The organism is Teichococcus oryzae, from assembly GCF_008386565.1.
GTDB classification, from domain to species: Bacteria; Pseudomonadota; Alphaproteobacteria; order Acetobacterales; family Acetobacteraceae; genus Pseudoroseomonas; species Pseudoroseomonas oryzae.
This window is the reverse complement of sequence record NZ_VUKA01000020.1, coordinates 1-15609: the sequence shown is the minus strand read 5'-3', so window position 1 is coordinate 15609 and position 15609 is coordinate 1. Positions and strand designations below refer to the sequence as shown.

The 15609-nt window shown below is 69.5% G+C and carries 13 protein-coding genes; 7 read left to right on the top strand and 6 right to left on the bottom strand.

Going from position 1 to position 15609, the window contains the following annotated elements; genetic code table 11:
- Window positions 1-83 precede the first annotated feature (83 nt).
- Window positions 84-1250: an MFS transporter gene (locus F0Q34_RS19240; protein ID WP_161600948.1), complete on the top strand. Its 1167-nt coding sequence runs from the start codon at window positions 84-86 to the stop codon at window positions 1248-1250.
- A gap of 46 nt (window positions 1251-1296) precedes the next feature.
- Here F0Q34_RS19240 and F0Q34_RS19235 read toward each other — a convergent pair whose 3' ends face one another.
- Window positions 1297-1974: a thermonuclease family protein gene (locus F0Q34_RS19235; protein ID WP_174242078.1), complete on the bottom strand. Its 678-nt coding sequence runs from the start codon at window positions 1972-1974 to the stop codon at window positions 1297-1299.
- A 284-nt stretch (window positions 1975-2258) separates the two neighbouring features.
- On the opposite strand from F0Q34_RS19235, the gene F0Q34_RS19230 reads away from it, so the two are divergent.
- On the top strand, window positions 2259-3176 hold the full coding sequence (locus tag F0Q34_RS19230) for a 3'-5' exonuclease (RefSeq protein WP_149813918.1): 918 nt from the start codon (window positions 2259-2261) through the stop codon (window positions 3174-3176).
- 390 nt (window positions 3177-3566) lie between these two features.
- Window positions 3567-4154 carry a Uma2 family endonuclease gene (locus F0Q34_RS19225; RefSeq protein WP_149813916.1) on the top strand — a complete coding sequence of 196 codons (588 nt, stop codon included), beginning with the start codon at window positions 3567-3569 and terminating at the stop codon, window positions 4152-4154.
- 394 nt (window positions 4155-4548) lie between these two features.
- Here the strand turns inward: F0Q34_RS19225 and F0Q34_RS19220 are convergent, their stop codons facing one another.
- The 3 genes from F0Q34_RS19220 to F0Q34_RS19210 are packed head-to-tail and all read right to left on the bottom strand — an operon-like array spanning window position 4549 to window position 6288.
- Entirely contained in the window at window positions 4549-5028 is a 480-nt protein-coding gene (locus tag F0Q34_RS19220; protein WP_149813915.1) for a hypothetical protein, read from the bottom strand.
- Between the two features lie 29 nt (window positions 5029-5057).
- On the bottom strand, window positions 5058-5849 hold the full coding sequence (locus tag F0Q34_RS19215; protein WP_149813913.1) for a hypothetical protein: 792 nt from the start codon (window positions 5847-5849) through the stop codon (window positions 5058-5060).
- A gap of 1 nt (window position 5850) precedes the next feature.
- Window positions 5851-6288 carry a hypothetical protein gene (locus F0Q34_RS19210; protein WP_149813912.1) on the bottom strand — a complete coding sequence of 146 codons (438 nt, stop codon included), beginning with the start codon at window positions 6286-6288 and terminating at the stop codon, window positions 5851-5853.
- A gap of 229 nt (window positions 6289-6517) precedes the next feature.
- Between F0Q34_RS19210 and F0Q34_RS19205 the strand changes: the two genes are divergently transcribed.
- From F0Q34_RS19205 to F0Q34_RS19190, 4 genes are all read left to right on the top strand, one after another.
- Window positions 6518-6817, top strand: a complete 300-nt coding sequence (locus tag F0Q34_RS19205; RefSeq protein WP_149813910.1) for a hypothetical protein — start codon at window positions 6518-6520, stop codon at window positions 6815-6817.
- Window positions 6814-10365, top strand: coding sequence for a MobF family relaxase (gene mobF, locus F0Q34_RS19200; protein ID WP_149813908.1), 3552 nt, complete (start codon window positions 6814-6816; stop codon window positions 10363-10365). Before F0Q34_RS19205 ends, mobF begins: the two co-directional genes overlap by 4 nt.
- Before the next feature lie 174 nt (window positions 10366-10539).
- Window positions 10540-12153 carry a PAS domain S-box protein gene (locus F0Q34_RS19195; RefSeq protein WP_149813907.1) on the top strand — a complete coding sequence of 538 codons (1614 nt, stop codon included), beginning with the start codon at window positions 10540-10542 and terminating at the stop codon, window positions 12151-12153.
- A complete protein-coding gene (locus F0Q34_RS19190) occupies window positions 12042-13091 on the top strand; it encodes an ATP-binding protein (protein WP_370751261.1) in 1050 nt (349 codons plus the stop codon). The genes F0Q34_RS19195 and F0Q34_RS19190 overlap by 112 nt, the downstream gene beginning before the upstream one ends.
- Before the next feature lie 446 nt (window positions 13092-13537).
- Here F0Q34_RS19190 and F0Q34_RS19185 read toward each other — a convergent pair whose 3' ends face one another.
- Entirely contained in the window at window positions 13538-14734 is a 1197-nt protein-coding gene (locus tag F0Q34_RS19185; RefSeq protein WP_149813904.1) for an IS91 family transposase, read from the bottom strand.
- Window positions 14735-14739: 5 nt separating this feature from the next.
- Window positions 14740-15351, bottom strand: coding sequence for a tyrosine-type recombinase/integrase (locus tag F0Q34_RS19180; RefSeq protein WP_149813902.1), 612 nt, complete (start codon window positions 15349-15351; stop codon window positions 14740-14742).
- Between the last annotated feature and the right edge of the window lie 258 nt (window positions 15352-15609).

Below are 15609 nucleotides of genomic sequence, written 5' to 3'. Positions count from 1 at the left end.
CTGCGCAACCGGTGCGGAGAAGGGCCGGCACGCTGAAGCGCGCCGGCAAGCCAGTGAGACCCCGGAGCATGGGAGGCACAAGCATGGACGGACGCTGGAAGGCTCTGGCCGTGCTTGCGACGGCGCGCCTGAGCCTCGGTTTTCAGTTCCAGTCGATCGCCTCCGTGTCGACGCGGTTGATCGAGGATCTGGGCCTTGCCTACGTGGATCTCGGCTTCCTGATCGGGCTCTATGTTCTGCCAGGCGTGATCCTCGCGCTCCCTGGCGGGGCGCTCGGGCAGCGCTTCGGCGACAAGAGGGTGGTGATGACAGGTCTTGCCCTGATGACGGGAGGTGGCGTGCTGGCGGGCCTTGCGGAGGATTACGCCACCCTGGTTGCTGGCCGGCTGCTGTCCGGTGTCGGCGGCGTCCTGCTGAACGTGCTCATGGCGAAGATGGTCACGGACTGGTTCGCGGGACGCGAAATCGTCCTGGCCATGGCGCTTTTCGTGAATTCCTTTCCGGTCGGCATCGGTCTCGCGCTGCTGGTCCTGGGCCTGCTCACCGGAGCGGGAGCGGCCTGGCCCGTGGGGCTGTATGTCAGCGCGGCGACGGCCGCTGCCGCCTTCCTCTTGCTGGCTTTGGCCTACCGGCGGCATCCAAATGACCGCTCCGGCGCCACATCGGCGGGCACCGTGATATCGGGGCACGAGATCATCCTGGTGTCTCTCGCGGGCATGATGTGGGGCCTCTACAATGGCGCCTTCGGCATCATGCTCGGCTTCGCCCCGCTCTTCCTGATCAGTTCCGGCTTCAACCCGGGACAGGCGGGTGCCCTCGTCGGCACCACCACCTGGCTCATGGTGGCCTCTGGCCAGATCGGGGGCCTCGCCGCCCAGCGCTGGGGCCGCCCCCGTCTGCTCCTGCTGACAGGAACCCTTGCATGGGGCATCGGGATGCTTCTGCTGCCCTCCGCCGAGCCCGTCTCAACGCTGCTGACGATCGGGCTGCTGATGGGCCTGCCAGTGGGTGTCATCATGTCGCTTCCCGCGGCGGTGCTCCGGCCTGGAAGCCGCGCCCTCGGCATGGGCATCTTCTACACGTGGCTTTATGCCGGGCAGTCCGGCCTTCCTCCCGCGGCGGGCTGGCTGCAGGATCTTTCCGGCAACCCGGCCACGTCACTCTACTTCGCCGGCAGCAGCCTGCTGACGATCCCGCTGCTTTATGCGTCCTTCGTCCTTCGGAGTGCAAAAAGACAGCTTCCAGCCTGATGGCGCAAATCATCAGGTCGCCAAGTCGCCGGCGTGTCGTGTTACCTTATCGGCAGAGGCTTTCGCAGGGCACGCCGTCGCGGTCGCCATCCAGCCGGCTCAGCCCGCATTGCTGCAGGTGAAACCGCGCCTCGGCGCAGCTCGACATCTCGCGGCACAGGCGCTTGCCGCCGCAAGTGAAGGCCGCAGATCCGGCGACCGCCGAAGCCCGGGGCAGGGGCGCGGGTGCCGGCTGGCTGGACTGCCCCTGCCGGCGCCACTGCCAGGGCGGCACCCGCTCCGCCTCCGGCAGCGCCCAGAGGCCGCGCCGGGCCTGTTTGGCCTCGTCTTCCAGCGCCAGCAGCGAGCGGTCGCGAAGGTATTGCCGATACACCCAGGCCTGACCCTGGCGGACCATCTCGGCATTGGCGTTGCGGCCGCCGACCCACACTGTGCCCACCGTGCGGCCATAGCGGTCGGTGTCCTGCACCACCACCCGCACCGCCTGGTGGAACACCAGGGCGGACAGCGCCTGCTGCGCCCGGCTGCCCCAGGGCTGGCGGCTTTCCGGCGCATCAATCTCCGCCAGCCGCACCCGGACCTGCCGCTTGTCCGGCGTCAGCAGGGTGAGCGTGTCGCCATCGCTGATGCCGACCACCTCGCCGCGCAGCTCCGCGGCCAGGGCCGGAAAAGAGAGCAGCAGGAGAACGAGAACAGGAGCGAGCAGCAGGCGCGAAACAGGCATGGCGGCAGACAGGATCCACAGTGAAGGCACCAGAACACAAACCGCCCGGCGGATGGCTCCGGCCGGGCGGATGGGTTCTGCTTCCCCCCCTCTACACCGGCCCGAAGGCCCGTGGCGATGCAATCAGGGTCCGTCGTCGCTTGGAGCGTTCACCACGCCGCCGCAGTGCGATCCTTATAACAGGCGCTGGTGAACGGCCGGTTAAAGCGGCACGGAAAAACGGAACCGGCTTCAGGAGCCGCCCAGCCCTGGATCAGCAGCCTGGGGCAGGGCATGCAGGGGCCATGACGCGTCTAAGCCCAAACAATCTGGACCCTGAGCAGCTGGAAGCCCTGGCCGCTACCCTGGAGGCCAGCGGCCGCTACCGGGTGCTGCGGCGGGTCGAGCCGCAGCCTTCCCTGGAGCCACCGCCCGGCACGCCCACCCGCCTCGGCCTGCTGCTCGACCTCGAGACCACCGGGCTCGACCCCGAGCAGGACGAGATCATCGAATGGGCCATGCTGCCCTTCACCTATGGGCTGGATGGCACGCTCTACGGCGTCGGCGCGGCGTTCAGCCGGCTGCGCCAGCCCTCCCGGCCGATCCCGCCGGCGGTCACCGAGCTGACCGGCATCACCGATGCCATGGTGGCCGGGCAGCGGATCGAGCCGGAGGAGGTGGCGGCCTTCGCCGCGCCGGCGGCGCTGGTGATCGCGCACAATGCCGGCTTCGACCGGCGCTTCGCCGAGCGCTTCTGGGCCGGCTTCGCCGACAAGCCCTGGGCCTGCTCCATGGCGGAGGTAGACTGGGCGGCGGAGGGTTTTGAGGGCACGCGCCTTGGCTACCTCGCCATGCGATGCGGGCTGTTCTTTGGCGGGCACCGGGCGGTGCATGACTGCCAGGCGACGCTGGCGATCCTGGCGCGGCCGCTGCCACGCTCCAATGTCACTGGCCTCGCCGCCTTGCTGGACAGCGCCCGGCAGGCCTCCTGGCGGATCTGGGCGGTGGAGGCGCCCTTCGAGCAAAAGGACCGCCTGAAGGCGCGCGGCTATCGCTGGAACGGCGAGGCAACAGAACGGCAGCCGCGCGCCTGGTACCGCGATGTGGCCGAGGCCGAACAGGAGGCGGAGCTCACCTTCCTGCGGGAGGCGGTCTACGGCCGCGCGGTGGAGTTGCCGATGCAGCGGATCACCGCCCGGGACCGCTACTCGGAGCGGGCATGAAAAGGCGCCGGAACAAGGATGCTCTGACGGCGCCGCGGCCTCCTCATGGTTCTAACCGATGCCTGAGGCACCGAGGCGGCTTAGGCGCCTGCTGCCAACTCAGGAAGGATGTCGGAGCGCATCGAAGCCCCTGCCATTACCGCTCAGCCAAGCTTCACACCGTAGCGCGCGGAAAGGCACGGAAGGTGCCCGACATCCTGAGAAGACCATTCCCATGGAACGGGTCATGGACCGCGACAATGTCCAAGTCGGACCTACTCCTCCGCATGGGCAGGCTTGCTTCAGAAAATGGCTGGGCTCCTGACAAGCTTGATATCTTCTACGCCAGGGGTGAGGACTACATCAGAAATTCTGGATTTCACTGTGTCAGCCCATGCTAAGCTCGATCGCATGAACGTTGCCTTCCGCAAGCCCATGAGCCTGCAGGAGTTCCTCATCTGGGAGGAAGGTCAGGGACAGCGCTTCGAATTTGACGGCTTCCATCCGGTCGCAATGACCGGCGGTACCGAGGCGCATTCGACCCTGCAGGCAAACCTCGCCATCTCCGTCGGTGGACGCCTGCGCGGTAAACCCTGTCGGTTCCATGGCAGCGATCTGAAGGTCGAAGTGGCCGGAAGCATCCGGTACCCGGACGGCTTCGTCTTGTGTTCCTCGCCAGATCCTCGCCGCACCGTGGTCCGGGATCCAGTGGTGATCTTCGAGGTGCTGAGCAACAGCACGGCCAGCATCGACCGCATCACCAAGAACCATGAATACGCCGCCACGCCTTCCATCCAGCGTTACATCATGCTGGAGCAGGACCGCATCGGCGCCACGGTGTTTTCCCGCGCCGGCGATGACTGGATTGGCCATATCCTGAAGGAGGATGCCGTCCTCCACATGCCGGAGATCGGCATCGACGTTCCGCTTGCGGAACTCTATGAGGGGCTCGACTTCAGCCAACCCGCCGACGCTGCCCCTGAGGGGCCCATCGAATAATTCGCCGCCAAGCACGATCTAAAGATTTTACATAAACTTTACTATCCGGCAAGGTGAGCGAGACTGCCAAGCGTGGCTTAAAGCGCCACCCCGCCTTGATCCGCCGCAAATCCTTTGCTCACTCCACATGGGGCTATGTCCTTCGTGGCGGATCGATCCGCCCCGGACCAGCCCGCGATGACACGCGCAAGGCGGCGAGCCTGGGCATTGCTATCAATGCCACGGAACCGCCGCCGCAGCTCGACAGCGGCCGACAGCTCGCCGCCGTCCTGCAAGGCGGCACGGATGGCGGCGGCGTCAGCGTCAGAAACCAGGAACATGGTTCCAACCTGCGCTCAGTGCCCCCGCCGGGACAAGGCGTTTCCCGGGCTGGCCCGATGAACTTCGGGTGCCCTCAGCTTTGGCCCGGCGTTCCCACCTCCCGCCAGAGCGGCAGCTGACACCAGCGCCGACCCCGCTGCGGCGGCTGATCGACGCAGGCCCGGTAGGCCGCGTCCAGGTCATTGCTGCGGAACACCGCCAGAGTTTCGCGCGACATCGGCCCGAACGTGGTCTGCACCGGCATGCGCCACCCGGCGACAAACCCCACCAGCAGCGCCAGCATCGGCACCGCGCCGTACAGCACCTTGCGGGTCAGGCTGAGCTCCCGCGCCGCCCGGCGCATGCCCTCCCGAACTTCCCGCAGGGCCGCCTCCGCCGCCCGCAGGGCCGCCTCCTGGCCGATGCGGTCCATCTCCTCCCGCAGCCGGTCCTGCGCCCGCGCCGAGCTGGTCAGCAGCAGCCGCAGCGGCTCCTCCGGCTCCATGCCCATCCGCGCGCAGGCCTGCTCGACCTCGGCCGCCAGGCTGCTGCTGTCTGGCTGCTGGTCTACCACCGGCGATGCTCGGCCTTCCCCCTTCCGCCTCACGGCAGCCAGCCGCCAACCTCCCGCACCTCGCTCTCCAGCGCCGCGTTCCAGCTCTTCACCTGCCAGGCGCGGGTGGGACCGAGCTTCTGATCTGCCTGGCCCGGCCGGTCGGCCATGGCCGCGCCGAAATTCAGTCCTAACTCCCGCATCGTTTCCAGCGGCGCCAGCGAGCGCATATAGACCGGGATCGCCCCGGCCTCGACCCAGGCGACAAAGTCGGGATTGGCCTGGATGCCCTGGAAGGCGCCGGCCGGGTTCTGGCCGCGCTTCAGCACGCCCTCATTCAGCACCAGCAGGGTCTGCGGCGTGTTGAAATAGCCTTCACGCCAGATCGCATGCGCGTGGGCGAAATCGTCCGCCTCCGGCCCGAGGAAGTACACGGCCACCGGCAGCACCCCGACATCCTGGCAGAACGACAGCAGGTCGAGGTCGCGCACATACTCGGCCAGGGTGCTGTCCTGGCCACCGCCGAGATCGAGCACCGCGGAGCGCCGCTCGGTCAGCATGCGGTCCAGCACCGAGGTGAGCCAGTCCTTGACCTCCACCACATCGGTCGAGGACGGTACCAAGGCCTCACCCGGGTAGAGCCGCGACAGGGTTGGGTTGCGCGCCGCATCGGCGATGATGGGATCGCGCCCTTCCCGCCGCGCCCGCTGCACCATCCAGTCCAGCCCGGTGGTGCCGCCGGTCCGGCCGCGGCCGAGACGCACCACCAGCCTGGGCTGCGTCTCCGGCACAGGGTCCAGAGCGGGGGTGGAGATCGCCGCGGCGGTCTTGCGCGTCACCATGTCATGCTTTCCTTCCACTGCGGTCGAGGGTTTGCCGCTTCAGCCGCGCCAGCCGGTCCTGGGCCTTGCTCGGGCTTTCTCCCGTAGGCTGGCTGGTCGGCGCGGCCACCGGCGCGGGCGGTTGGGCAACCGGCTGCGAGACAGGGACCGCCGCGACCGCATTGCGCTCGCGCTGGGCCCGCGCCCAGGCCTTGCGCGCGGTTTCCGCCACCCGGCGGCGCGCCTTGCGCCCCTCCGGCCCGGATGCATCGAAATGCTCCGGGCGCGGCAGCAGGCCCTCCTCGACGAACACCGCCCCGAAGCGCTCCCAGTTCGCGCCGCCGTCCCGGAGGATGCGGGCGAACGCCTCACGATGGCGCAGCAGCCAGTTCGCCAAGGGGGAGCGGCGAGGCCCGTCCGCTCGGGCAGCCTGGATCCGCGCCAGGATCGGATCGGTCACGGCCGACAACTCTGCAACATCCCCGGAATCGTACCTGCGGTTGCGCATCCTGCCAAGGGACACACGCGGGACAGTTGCGCAGGCGAACTGGCACACAGCGATCAGCAGGGCGGTTGTAGTGACGGGACACAGGCGCTACCCAAGCGGGAGACGGTTTGAGCGGCAGAATTCCTACAGACCATTGCACCGCCGCTGGCGGTGCTGAGACAGGAGCGGGACACAAGCGGACATGGACGCGACACGACTGAGCCAGGAACTGGGGGCGTTGCGAGACCAGGTGAGCGCGCTGGAGGCCGGCCAGGACAGTCTGGTGCGGGCCATTGGCGAGTTGGCCCCGCTGCTCGGCACGGTGATCGAGGAGTTGCGCCAGCTCTCCCAGGCCGCCTCGGCGGAGGGCCCAGCCAGCGATCTTGGACCGGAGCTGCGCCGCCTGGTGGAGGCGGTGGACGGCAACACCGCGGCGGTCACCGCGCTGCTACGGCAGCTGCCGGTACCTCCGGCCGAGGAGGCGCCAGGCCCGCCGGCATGATGACCTTCCGGGCCGGTGCGCCCGGCGGCGTTGCCCAGGCGGCGGCCTACACCGCGCATCTGCTGGAGCGGACGATTGATCCGGCGCAGCAGGTGCTGGCGGATTACTACGGGCGGGAGAGTTCCTTAGACGCGGAGCGCTCTGAGGGCCTGGGCAGCACCCCCCGCCCCTCGCCGGTGATGGCGCCGGAGGTGGCCAGGGCGCTGGGGATCGATGCCAGCCGGCCCCTCACTGCGGGCGAGCTGGGCAACATCCTGGGCGGGCTGCGCGCCGATGGCCGGGCCATGCCGGGGCATCAGCGGGATCTGCGGACATACCGGAACCGGACGGGTCAGGCGGAGGGCGGGGGCGAGCGCAGTCGCATCGCCTGGATCGACCTGACCTTCTCGGCGCCCAAGAGCGTCTCGGTGGCCTGGATGGCGGCCGCGACCGAGGCGGAGCGGCAATCGATCCACCAGGCGCACAAGGACGCGGTGCGGGAGGCGCTCGGCTATGTCGAGCAGGAGGTGGCCCGCGCCACCTTCGGTCATGGCCGTAACGGCAGGGCCGAGGAGACGGGCCGGCTCGGCTTTGTCTCGATCGATCACTTCACCAGCCGGCCCACCGTCGAGATCAGCCGCGCCGATCCGGCCACGGGGGTGCAGGCCACCGAGATCTACAGCGTGCCGGTGGCCGGCGATCCGCAGCTGCACACCCACACCATCGTGCCGAACCTGGTGCTGACCCAGAGTGGCCGGGCGATGAGCATCGACACCACCCGCATCGCCGGGCGGGTGCATGAGTTCGGCGCGGTCTACCAGGCACTGCTCGGCCGCAATCTGCGCCGTCTCGGCATGGCGGTGGAGCTGGAGGAGCGCACCCAGGCGCTGCGCCTCGCCGCCATCCCGGAGGAGATCTGCCGGGCGTTCAGCAAGCGCACGGTGAATGGCGAGCGATCCGCCGAGGAATGGGCCCGGCGGCACGGCTACAGCGCCGAGGCCTGGGCGGCAATGCGCCCGGAGCAGCGGGTCGCCATGCTCAAGGCCGCGATCAAGGAAGGCCGCTTTGGCAAGGGCGACGACCTGGCCGACCGCGCCGCCTGGCGAGCGCAGATCGCCGAGTTGGGTTGGCGGTATTCCGGCAGCGCCGTGCGGATGGGGCCGCCGGCGCCGGAGCGCAGCCCACAGCAGCGGGTCGAGGATGCCCTCGCCGGGGCGGCGCCGGTGCTGGAAGGGATGCTGGCGCAGCGCGCGGTGGTCACCGGCAGCGACCTGCGCTCGGCGGCGGCGCGTGGCCTGATCGCCGGCGGCATGGAGACGCTGGAGGATCTGTCGGCGGTGACCCGCGCCATGGCGCGGGATGGGGTGCGGCAGGATGGCCAGCAGACCGCCCTGTTGTTTCGCCCGGGCGCGTCCAGCCGGCCGGAGCGGGTCCGCGTCACCACGGCGCTGCACCGCGACCAGGAGGCGGAGCTGATCGCCTTGGCGAGGACGGCGCGGGCGCAGCCAGACGCGGCGCTGGCCCCTGCCCGCCTGGCGCAAGCCGCCGCCGCACGCGGCACGCCCCTGACCGAGGAGCAGCGCCACGCCGCCGAGGCGCTGGGGGCAGGAACCAAGTTCGGTGTGGTGATCGGCGGTGCGGGGGTCGGCAAGACCACCATCCTGGCGCCGCTGGTGGAAGGCTGGAGCGGCCAGGGGCGCGAGGTCTGGGGCACCGCGCTGGCCTGGCGGCAGGCCAATGCGCTGCAGGAGGCGGGGATCAGTGGCGCGCGCACCCTGGCGTTGGAGCCGTTGCTGGACCGCATGGGGCGGCGGCCACAGGATTTCGGCCCGCGCTCGGTGGTGGCGCTCGACGAGCTGGGCCAGATCGGCACCCGGCAGATGCTGCAGCTGCTGCGGCAGCAGGCGCAGCTCGGCTTCAAGCTGGTGGCGGTGGGCGATGACCGGCAATGCCAGGCGATCGAGGCCGGACCCACCATCGCGCTGCTGCGCCAGGCCCTCGGCCCCGAAGCCATTCCGGAGGTGCTGTCCACCATACGCCAGGCGACCGAGCGCGAGCGCGCGATTGTCGGGATGTTCCGCGAAGGCCGCATCGGCGCGGCGCTGGCCGCCAAGCGGGAAGAGGGCCAGGCCGAGCTGGTGCCGGGTGGCTACGAGGCCGCGGTGCAGCGCGCCGCGGCGCTCTGGGGCGAGCGCGTGGCGGCCAACCAGCAGGATCCACGCTACAGCGTCACGGTGTCGGCGCCGACCAACCAGGACGCGCTGGCGGTCAGCCGCGCCATCCGCGAGGTGCGCCGGGCCTCAGGCCAACTCGGTCCGGATCAGGTGACGATCGAGGCCAGCGATGCCACCGGCGCCAGCTACCCTCTGCCGCTGGCCGAGGGGGACCGGGTGCGGCTGTTCCAGCGCACCAGCCGCGCCGGGGCCGGGCGCGACACCATGATGGGCGAGAACGGCTCGGTGTTGACCGTCAAGGAGGTCCGCGAAGGTGGCTTGTTGCTGACAACGCGTGACGGCAAGGAGGGCTTTGTGCCCTGGAAGGGCTTTCGCGACCGCCGCAGCGGGCAGATCCGGCTGACCTATGGCGATGTGCTGACGATCAACACCGCCCAGGGGATCACCAGCGATGAGCACATCCTGGCCATGCCGGCGGGCAGCCGCGGCGTCACCCTCTACGCCGCGCATGTCGGCGCCAGCCGGCATCGCGTCGCCAGCCACATCGTCGGCAGCCTCGGCGCCGAGGCGCGGGAGGTCGAGGACCGCCGGCCGGTGAACGCGCCGAAACTCGCGGGCCAGGCGGCGCTCGATGCGGCCTGGGCCAATGTGGAGCGGAACTTCGGCCGCGCGCCGGTGAAGGACAGCGCGCTGGCCCTGCTGCGCCGGTTCCAGGAACTGTCGCGGACGGCGCGCGACACCTTCCAGGAGGGCCTGCGGCGGCGGCAGACGCGGCAGAAGGCGGAGCTGCCGGAGACACGGCTCATGCAGCGAACGGAGGAGAACCGGCAGGCCGAGATCCTGGCGCCGATGGTGCGGCAGATGAGCCTGAACCTGGAGGTGCAGAACCGCGCGGCCGAGCGTCTCGGGGCCGCGCCGCGGTCGCGGCCCAGGATCAGCCTGGAAGCCCTGACCCTGCGCCTGGTGGCGCCGCAGGTGGCGGAAGGCCGCCTATCCTACAGCGCGGCGCTGGACGAGGTGATGCTCAGCGCGGTGGATGACCGGCGGGTCCGGGTGCTGCGCGACTATGCCTGGAACCCGGTGCACCAGATGCACCTGCCGAAGCCCGGCGGACCGGTGCATGCCGAACCTGACCAGGACGCCATGATGCGCAAGCTGGATCAGGCCATTGCCAGCTATGACGCAGGCGGACCAGCGGCGCTGTGGGCGCCGAAGGCCATGCGCAGCACTCTGGGTCAGTCCGCTTACGCGAACCAGGTTCGGCAGGATCGAAACGGGCTGAAAGGACCCAAGGCTCAAGCACCGTCGACACGCGCGGACAGGAAGATCAAGGAAGGCAGCGCCCCTCACACAGCTATGACACCTCGCACGCGCGCTCCTCGGCGACGGCGCTAGATCAAGGGCATAACCCTGCTGCCGGCCGCCTCGACGTCGGCTTCGCGCCCACTTCGGACCTTGCGCCGCTAGGTGAGCTTTCCGGAAAGCGGACACTGGATGGCCCGGTCGAAACGACGGGCCTTCGGTTGCGTTCCCGGAAGGACGCAAAAATAGCGAGGGCGGGGCCGCATAGTGGGCGAAGTAGAAGAAAGCAACTATCCGGAACTGCTTCGCCAGCAGGCTGCCCTGGCCCGGTTTGGCGAACTTGCCCTCAGGTCGGACAACCTCGACGAGATCCTGGCCGAGGCATGCCGCTTGGTAGGGGAAGCCCTCGGCACCGACCTCGCCAAGGTCATGGAGCTGCGGGAAGATGGCGAGACCCTGCTGGTGCGCGCGGGCGTGGGCTGGAAGCCGGGCGTGGTCGGCGAGACGACCGTCAAGGCGTCGGACATGACATCGGAGGCCCATGCGCTGAAGACGGGCGAGCCGATGATCTCCCCCGACATCGCGCAAGAGACGCGATTCAGCTACCCTCCGTTCCTGCTCGACAACGGCGTCAGGGCGGTGGCCAACGTCCCAATCATCGGCAGCGACGGCAAGCCCCCCTTCGGCATCCTGCAGGTCGACAGCCGCGAGCCGCGCGAGTTCGCCGAGAACGACACCGTCTTCCTGCGCACCTACGCCAACCTGCTCGCGGCCGCGGTGAACCGCCTTCGTGCGACAGGCGACCTGCGCGACCGCGAGGCGCGGCTGCGCCGGAGCGAGGAGCGGTTCCGCCGCGTCGCCGAGATCGAGACGGTCGGGGTGATCTTCTTCGCCACCGATGGCCGGATCACGGACGGCAATGCGGCCTTCCTGCGCATGTCCGGCTTCACCCGCGAGGATCTGGAGGCGGGCCTACTGCGCTGGGACGAGCTTACCCCGCCGGAGTGGATGCCGCAGACCCTGCGTGGCATCGAGCAGCTGACGACGACCGGCCAAGGGGCACCGTTCGAGAAGGAGTACCTCCGCAAGGACGGCTCGCGCTGGTGGGGGCTGTTCGCAGGCAGGATGCTGGACGACGGCACCGCGGTCGAGCTCGTGCTCGACATCAGCGATCGCAAGGTCGCCGAGGGAGCGTTGCGCGACAGCGAGGCCCGGCTGCGCTCCCTGGTGGAGGAGATTCCGCAGCTCGTGTTCCGCTCGCGCAGCTCCGGCGAGCGGATCTGGGGCAGCCCGCAGTGGATCGCCTACAGTGGGCAGTCGGAGGAGGAGAGTGTCGGCCTGGGCTGGCTCAACGCCGTCCATCCCGATGACCGTGCCGCAACCATGGCGGCCTGGAACGAGGCGGAGGCGCGCGGGGTCTTCTCCGTCGAGCACCGCACCTACCACGCCGCAGACCGGACATGGCGCTGGTTCCAGAGCCGCGCCACGCCGGTGCGCGACGCGGAGGGCCGCATCGCCGAGTGGTTCGGCACCTCGACCGACATCGACGACCAGGTGCAGGCCCGCGAGGTGCTGGCCCGCGGCCGCAGCAGCTGGAGGCGCAGGTCGCCGCGCGCACCGCCGAGCTGCGGCGGGCGCTCGAGAGCCTGCGGGCGGAGGTCGAGCAGCGCGAGCAGGCCGAGGCGAACCTGCGGCAGATGCAGAAGATGGAGGCAGTGGGTCAGCTCACCGGCGGCATTGCGCACGACTTCAACAACATGCTGCAGGGCATCGCGGGCAGTTTGGAGATCGCGCAGCTCCGTGCCGCCGAGGGTCGGACGGCAGAGGTGCTGCGCTACCTCGAGCCGGCACGCCAGGCGTTGGACCGGGCGGCCGGGCTGACCCGGAGGCTGCTGGCCTTCGCGCGGCGGCAGCGGCTGGAGCCGAAGCCGGTGGACGCGGACGCGCTGGTGGCGGGGATGGCCGACTTGGTCCGCCGAACGGTCGGGCCCTCGATCCGTCTGGAACTGCATCTGCGGGACGGCCGGGCACGAGTGCTATGCGACTCGGCCGAACTGGAAAGTGCGCTCCTGAACCTCTGCATCAACGCTCGTGATGCCATGCCGGAGGGCGGGCGGCTGACGATCGGAACCGAGGATGTGCGCTTTTCGGCGGCGGACCTCGTCGGGCAGGAGGGGGCAGCGCCGGGCGACTACGTGGAAATTTCGGTCACCGACACCGGCAACGGTATGCCGACCGACGTGATGGAACGGGTCTTCGAGCCGTTCTTCACCACCAAGCCGATAGGCCAGGGGACAGGGCTGGGATTGAGCCAGGTCTACGGCTTCGTGCGGCAATCCGGCGGTGTCGTTCGGATTGAGAGCGCCCTCGGCAGGGGCACTACCGTACGCGTCCGCCTTCCGCAACACGCGCAGGTGCACATGGTCAAGGAACCGGATACCGCTCCAGTGCCGAACGAGGCCGGGCCGGACCAGACCGTGCTGCTGGTAGACGACGAGGACGTGGCGCGCGAGGCAGCGGCCGAGCGCCTACGGGAACTCGGCTACCGCGTGCTGGAGGCGGCCGACGGCCCCGCGGCCCTGCACCTCCTGGACGGCGGCGCCCGGATCGACATGCTGGTCACAGACGTCGGGCTTCCGAACGGGATGAACGGGCGACAGGTCGCCGAAGCCGTGCGCGAGCGACGGCCCGGGATCCCGCTACTGTTCATCACCGGCTACGCGGGCACCGAGCTCCCACCGGGGAGCGAGGTGATCGACAAGCCCTTCGAGCTCGATACCCTCGCCCGGAGGGTTCAGGCGGCCTTGGCGCGGCGCTGAGGGTTGGCGGTGACACAGAGCCCCATAGGTCATTGCACTCGTAAATCAGATCCGTCGAACGGTCCCACCAGGCCGTCAGCAATGGGAGTGGCTGCATAACAGCAGCGTCCGCTTTGACGCTTCCGGGCCTGACAGCGGCCAGTCTGGTCCCGTGAAGGGTTTCGGACGCCGCAGGTGTCCGAAAGTCTCCGAAGAACGAACCCGCGGGCCGGTAGCACTCAATATGGGGGTTTAGCGGATGGCCCGGGCTGGACCGGTGAGCCGCGGGAGGCTGGTGTGCGGCCCGCGGCGGCGACGCAGGTGCCCGATGCCGCGTTCCGCACCAGGCTGTGGTGCGTGATCACCGCCGCGACGCGCCGGTCCAGGCCGTTCTGGCGGGTGATGGTCGTGAGTCCCCGTTGAGCGCAGCAGGGCTGCGATCCTGAGGTTGAGCAGGCCGTGCCGGGTCACGGCGAACGCCGTCCGGGTGAGCACGCGGGCCGCGGCGGTGCGCGTGGCTGGGCGCTGCGCTCGAAGCGCTCGAGGATGAGCATGCGGCCGCCACAGCAGGGACAGGGCGGTCGGTTGTCCGAGGGTTCGGACGCCACGTCCGGCGGAGGCGGTTGCGGCGGTGCCGCGAGGAGTTCGCGGGCCCGGGCTAGGTTGTCACGACGCCCACCGCTGGCGAGCAGGCCGTAGTGGCGGATGCGGTGAAAGCCCCGTGGCAGGACATGCAGGAGGAACCGGCGGATGAACTCGTCGGTCCCAAGCGTCATGACCTGGTAGCGATCAGCGCCCGCACGGCGATAGTCCTTGTAGCGGAAGGTCACCCCGCGCTCGTCGAGGGCGAGCAGCCGGCGGTTGGAGATGGCGACCCGGTGCGTATAGCGCGACAGGTAGGCGAGCACCGCCGCCGGTCCCGCGAATGGTGGCTTGGCGTAGACGATCCAGGGTTTCCTACGGATCGGCGCCAGGTGGCGCAGGAATGCCGGCCGTTCGGCGAGGCTCGCCTGGGTGCCGAGGAACCGCAGCCGGCCTGCGTTGAACAGCGCGAGCAGCCGGAACAGGAACAGGCGGCGGAACCGCTTGCCGAGCACGCGCACGGGCAGCAGGAAGCCGGGCCGGGACGACACCCAGCGCTGGCCATCGGGCGAGATGCCGCCGCCGGGCACGATCATGTGGACGTGCGGGTGGTGGGTCAGCGCCGAGCCCCAGCTGTGCAGCACGGCGGTGATGCCGATGCGGGCGCCGAGGTGGCGCGGGTCTGCGGCGATGGTGAGCATGGTCTCGGATGCCGCGCGGAACAGCAGGTCGTAGACCGCCGCCTTGTTCTGGGCCGCGATGGTGGCGACTTCGGCGGGCAGGCTGAACACGACATGGAAGTAGCCGACCGGCAGCAGGTCGGCCTCTCGGGCGGCCAGCCACTCGCGTGCGGCGGTACCCTGGCACTTCGGGCAGTGCCGGTTGCGGCAGCTGTTGTAGGCGATCCGGCGGTGGCCACAGTCCTGGCAGCCCTCAACGTGGCCGCCGAGCGCCGCGGTGCGGCAGGCCTCGATGGCGGCCATGACCTTGAGCTGACCGAGGCTGAGATGGCCGGCATGGGCCGCCCGAAAGGCGGAACCGTATTGGCGGAGGATGTCGGCGACCTCCAGCGGGGTGCGCATGGCGGTCAGCCGCCGCCGACACTGCCTCCGGCTCCAAGGGCCTCACCCGGATCGAGGCGCGCCATGACCTTGTCGAGCGGGCTGGTGACGGTGCGGACCGTCCTGGTCGCGACGCGGGTGTAGAGAGCAGTGTTGTCCAGCTTGGCATGGCCGAGCAGCGCCTGGATGACGCGGATATCGACGCCGTCCTCGGCCACGCGCAGGCCGGCACCATACGCCACTGAGAGCGCGGCTCGGTGCTTGAGGCAGGTCGTGGCCCCGATCAGGCGCGCGACCTCGTCCGGGCTGAGCACGACCGGGAGCTTGCGCGGATAGCGCAGGCGGATCAGCTTGCGGGCGAGATCGGGCCGGTCGAGTGTGTGGTTGAAGAAGAAGCGCAGCGCCGCCACGGTGCTGTTCATGGCCGGCGCATTCATGCCCTGCTCGGACTGCTGGATCTGGAACCGGCGGATGTCCTCGGCCGTCGCCGTACCCGGCGAGCGTTCCAGGAAGGCCGCGAAGCCCGCGACGGTGCGCAGGTAATCCTTGCGGGTTTTCTCGGTGAACCCGCGCACGGCCATGTCGGCGACGAAGCGCTCACGCAGGCTGCCGGATGTCGCCGGAGGGAGATCGGTCATGGGAAGCTCCTCGGAATGGGGGAGCTCCCAGCGTCGGCTCGGGCCTGAGCCCGCTCAATTCATATGCGTCTGTCGACGTGGCAGCGCGTCAGTGCAAACAGAACCACTCCCGCGATAGCGGGTTCGTTCCTCGGCCATAAGTTCGCATCGGCCCTCCTGAAGGGCCGGAGCACAGAAATCCCTAGGTCACGTGGACAAACCTGATCCATAGGCGGATTGAGGACAGGGCGGCGAAGCCGAAGAAGCTGTCGGCGGTCT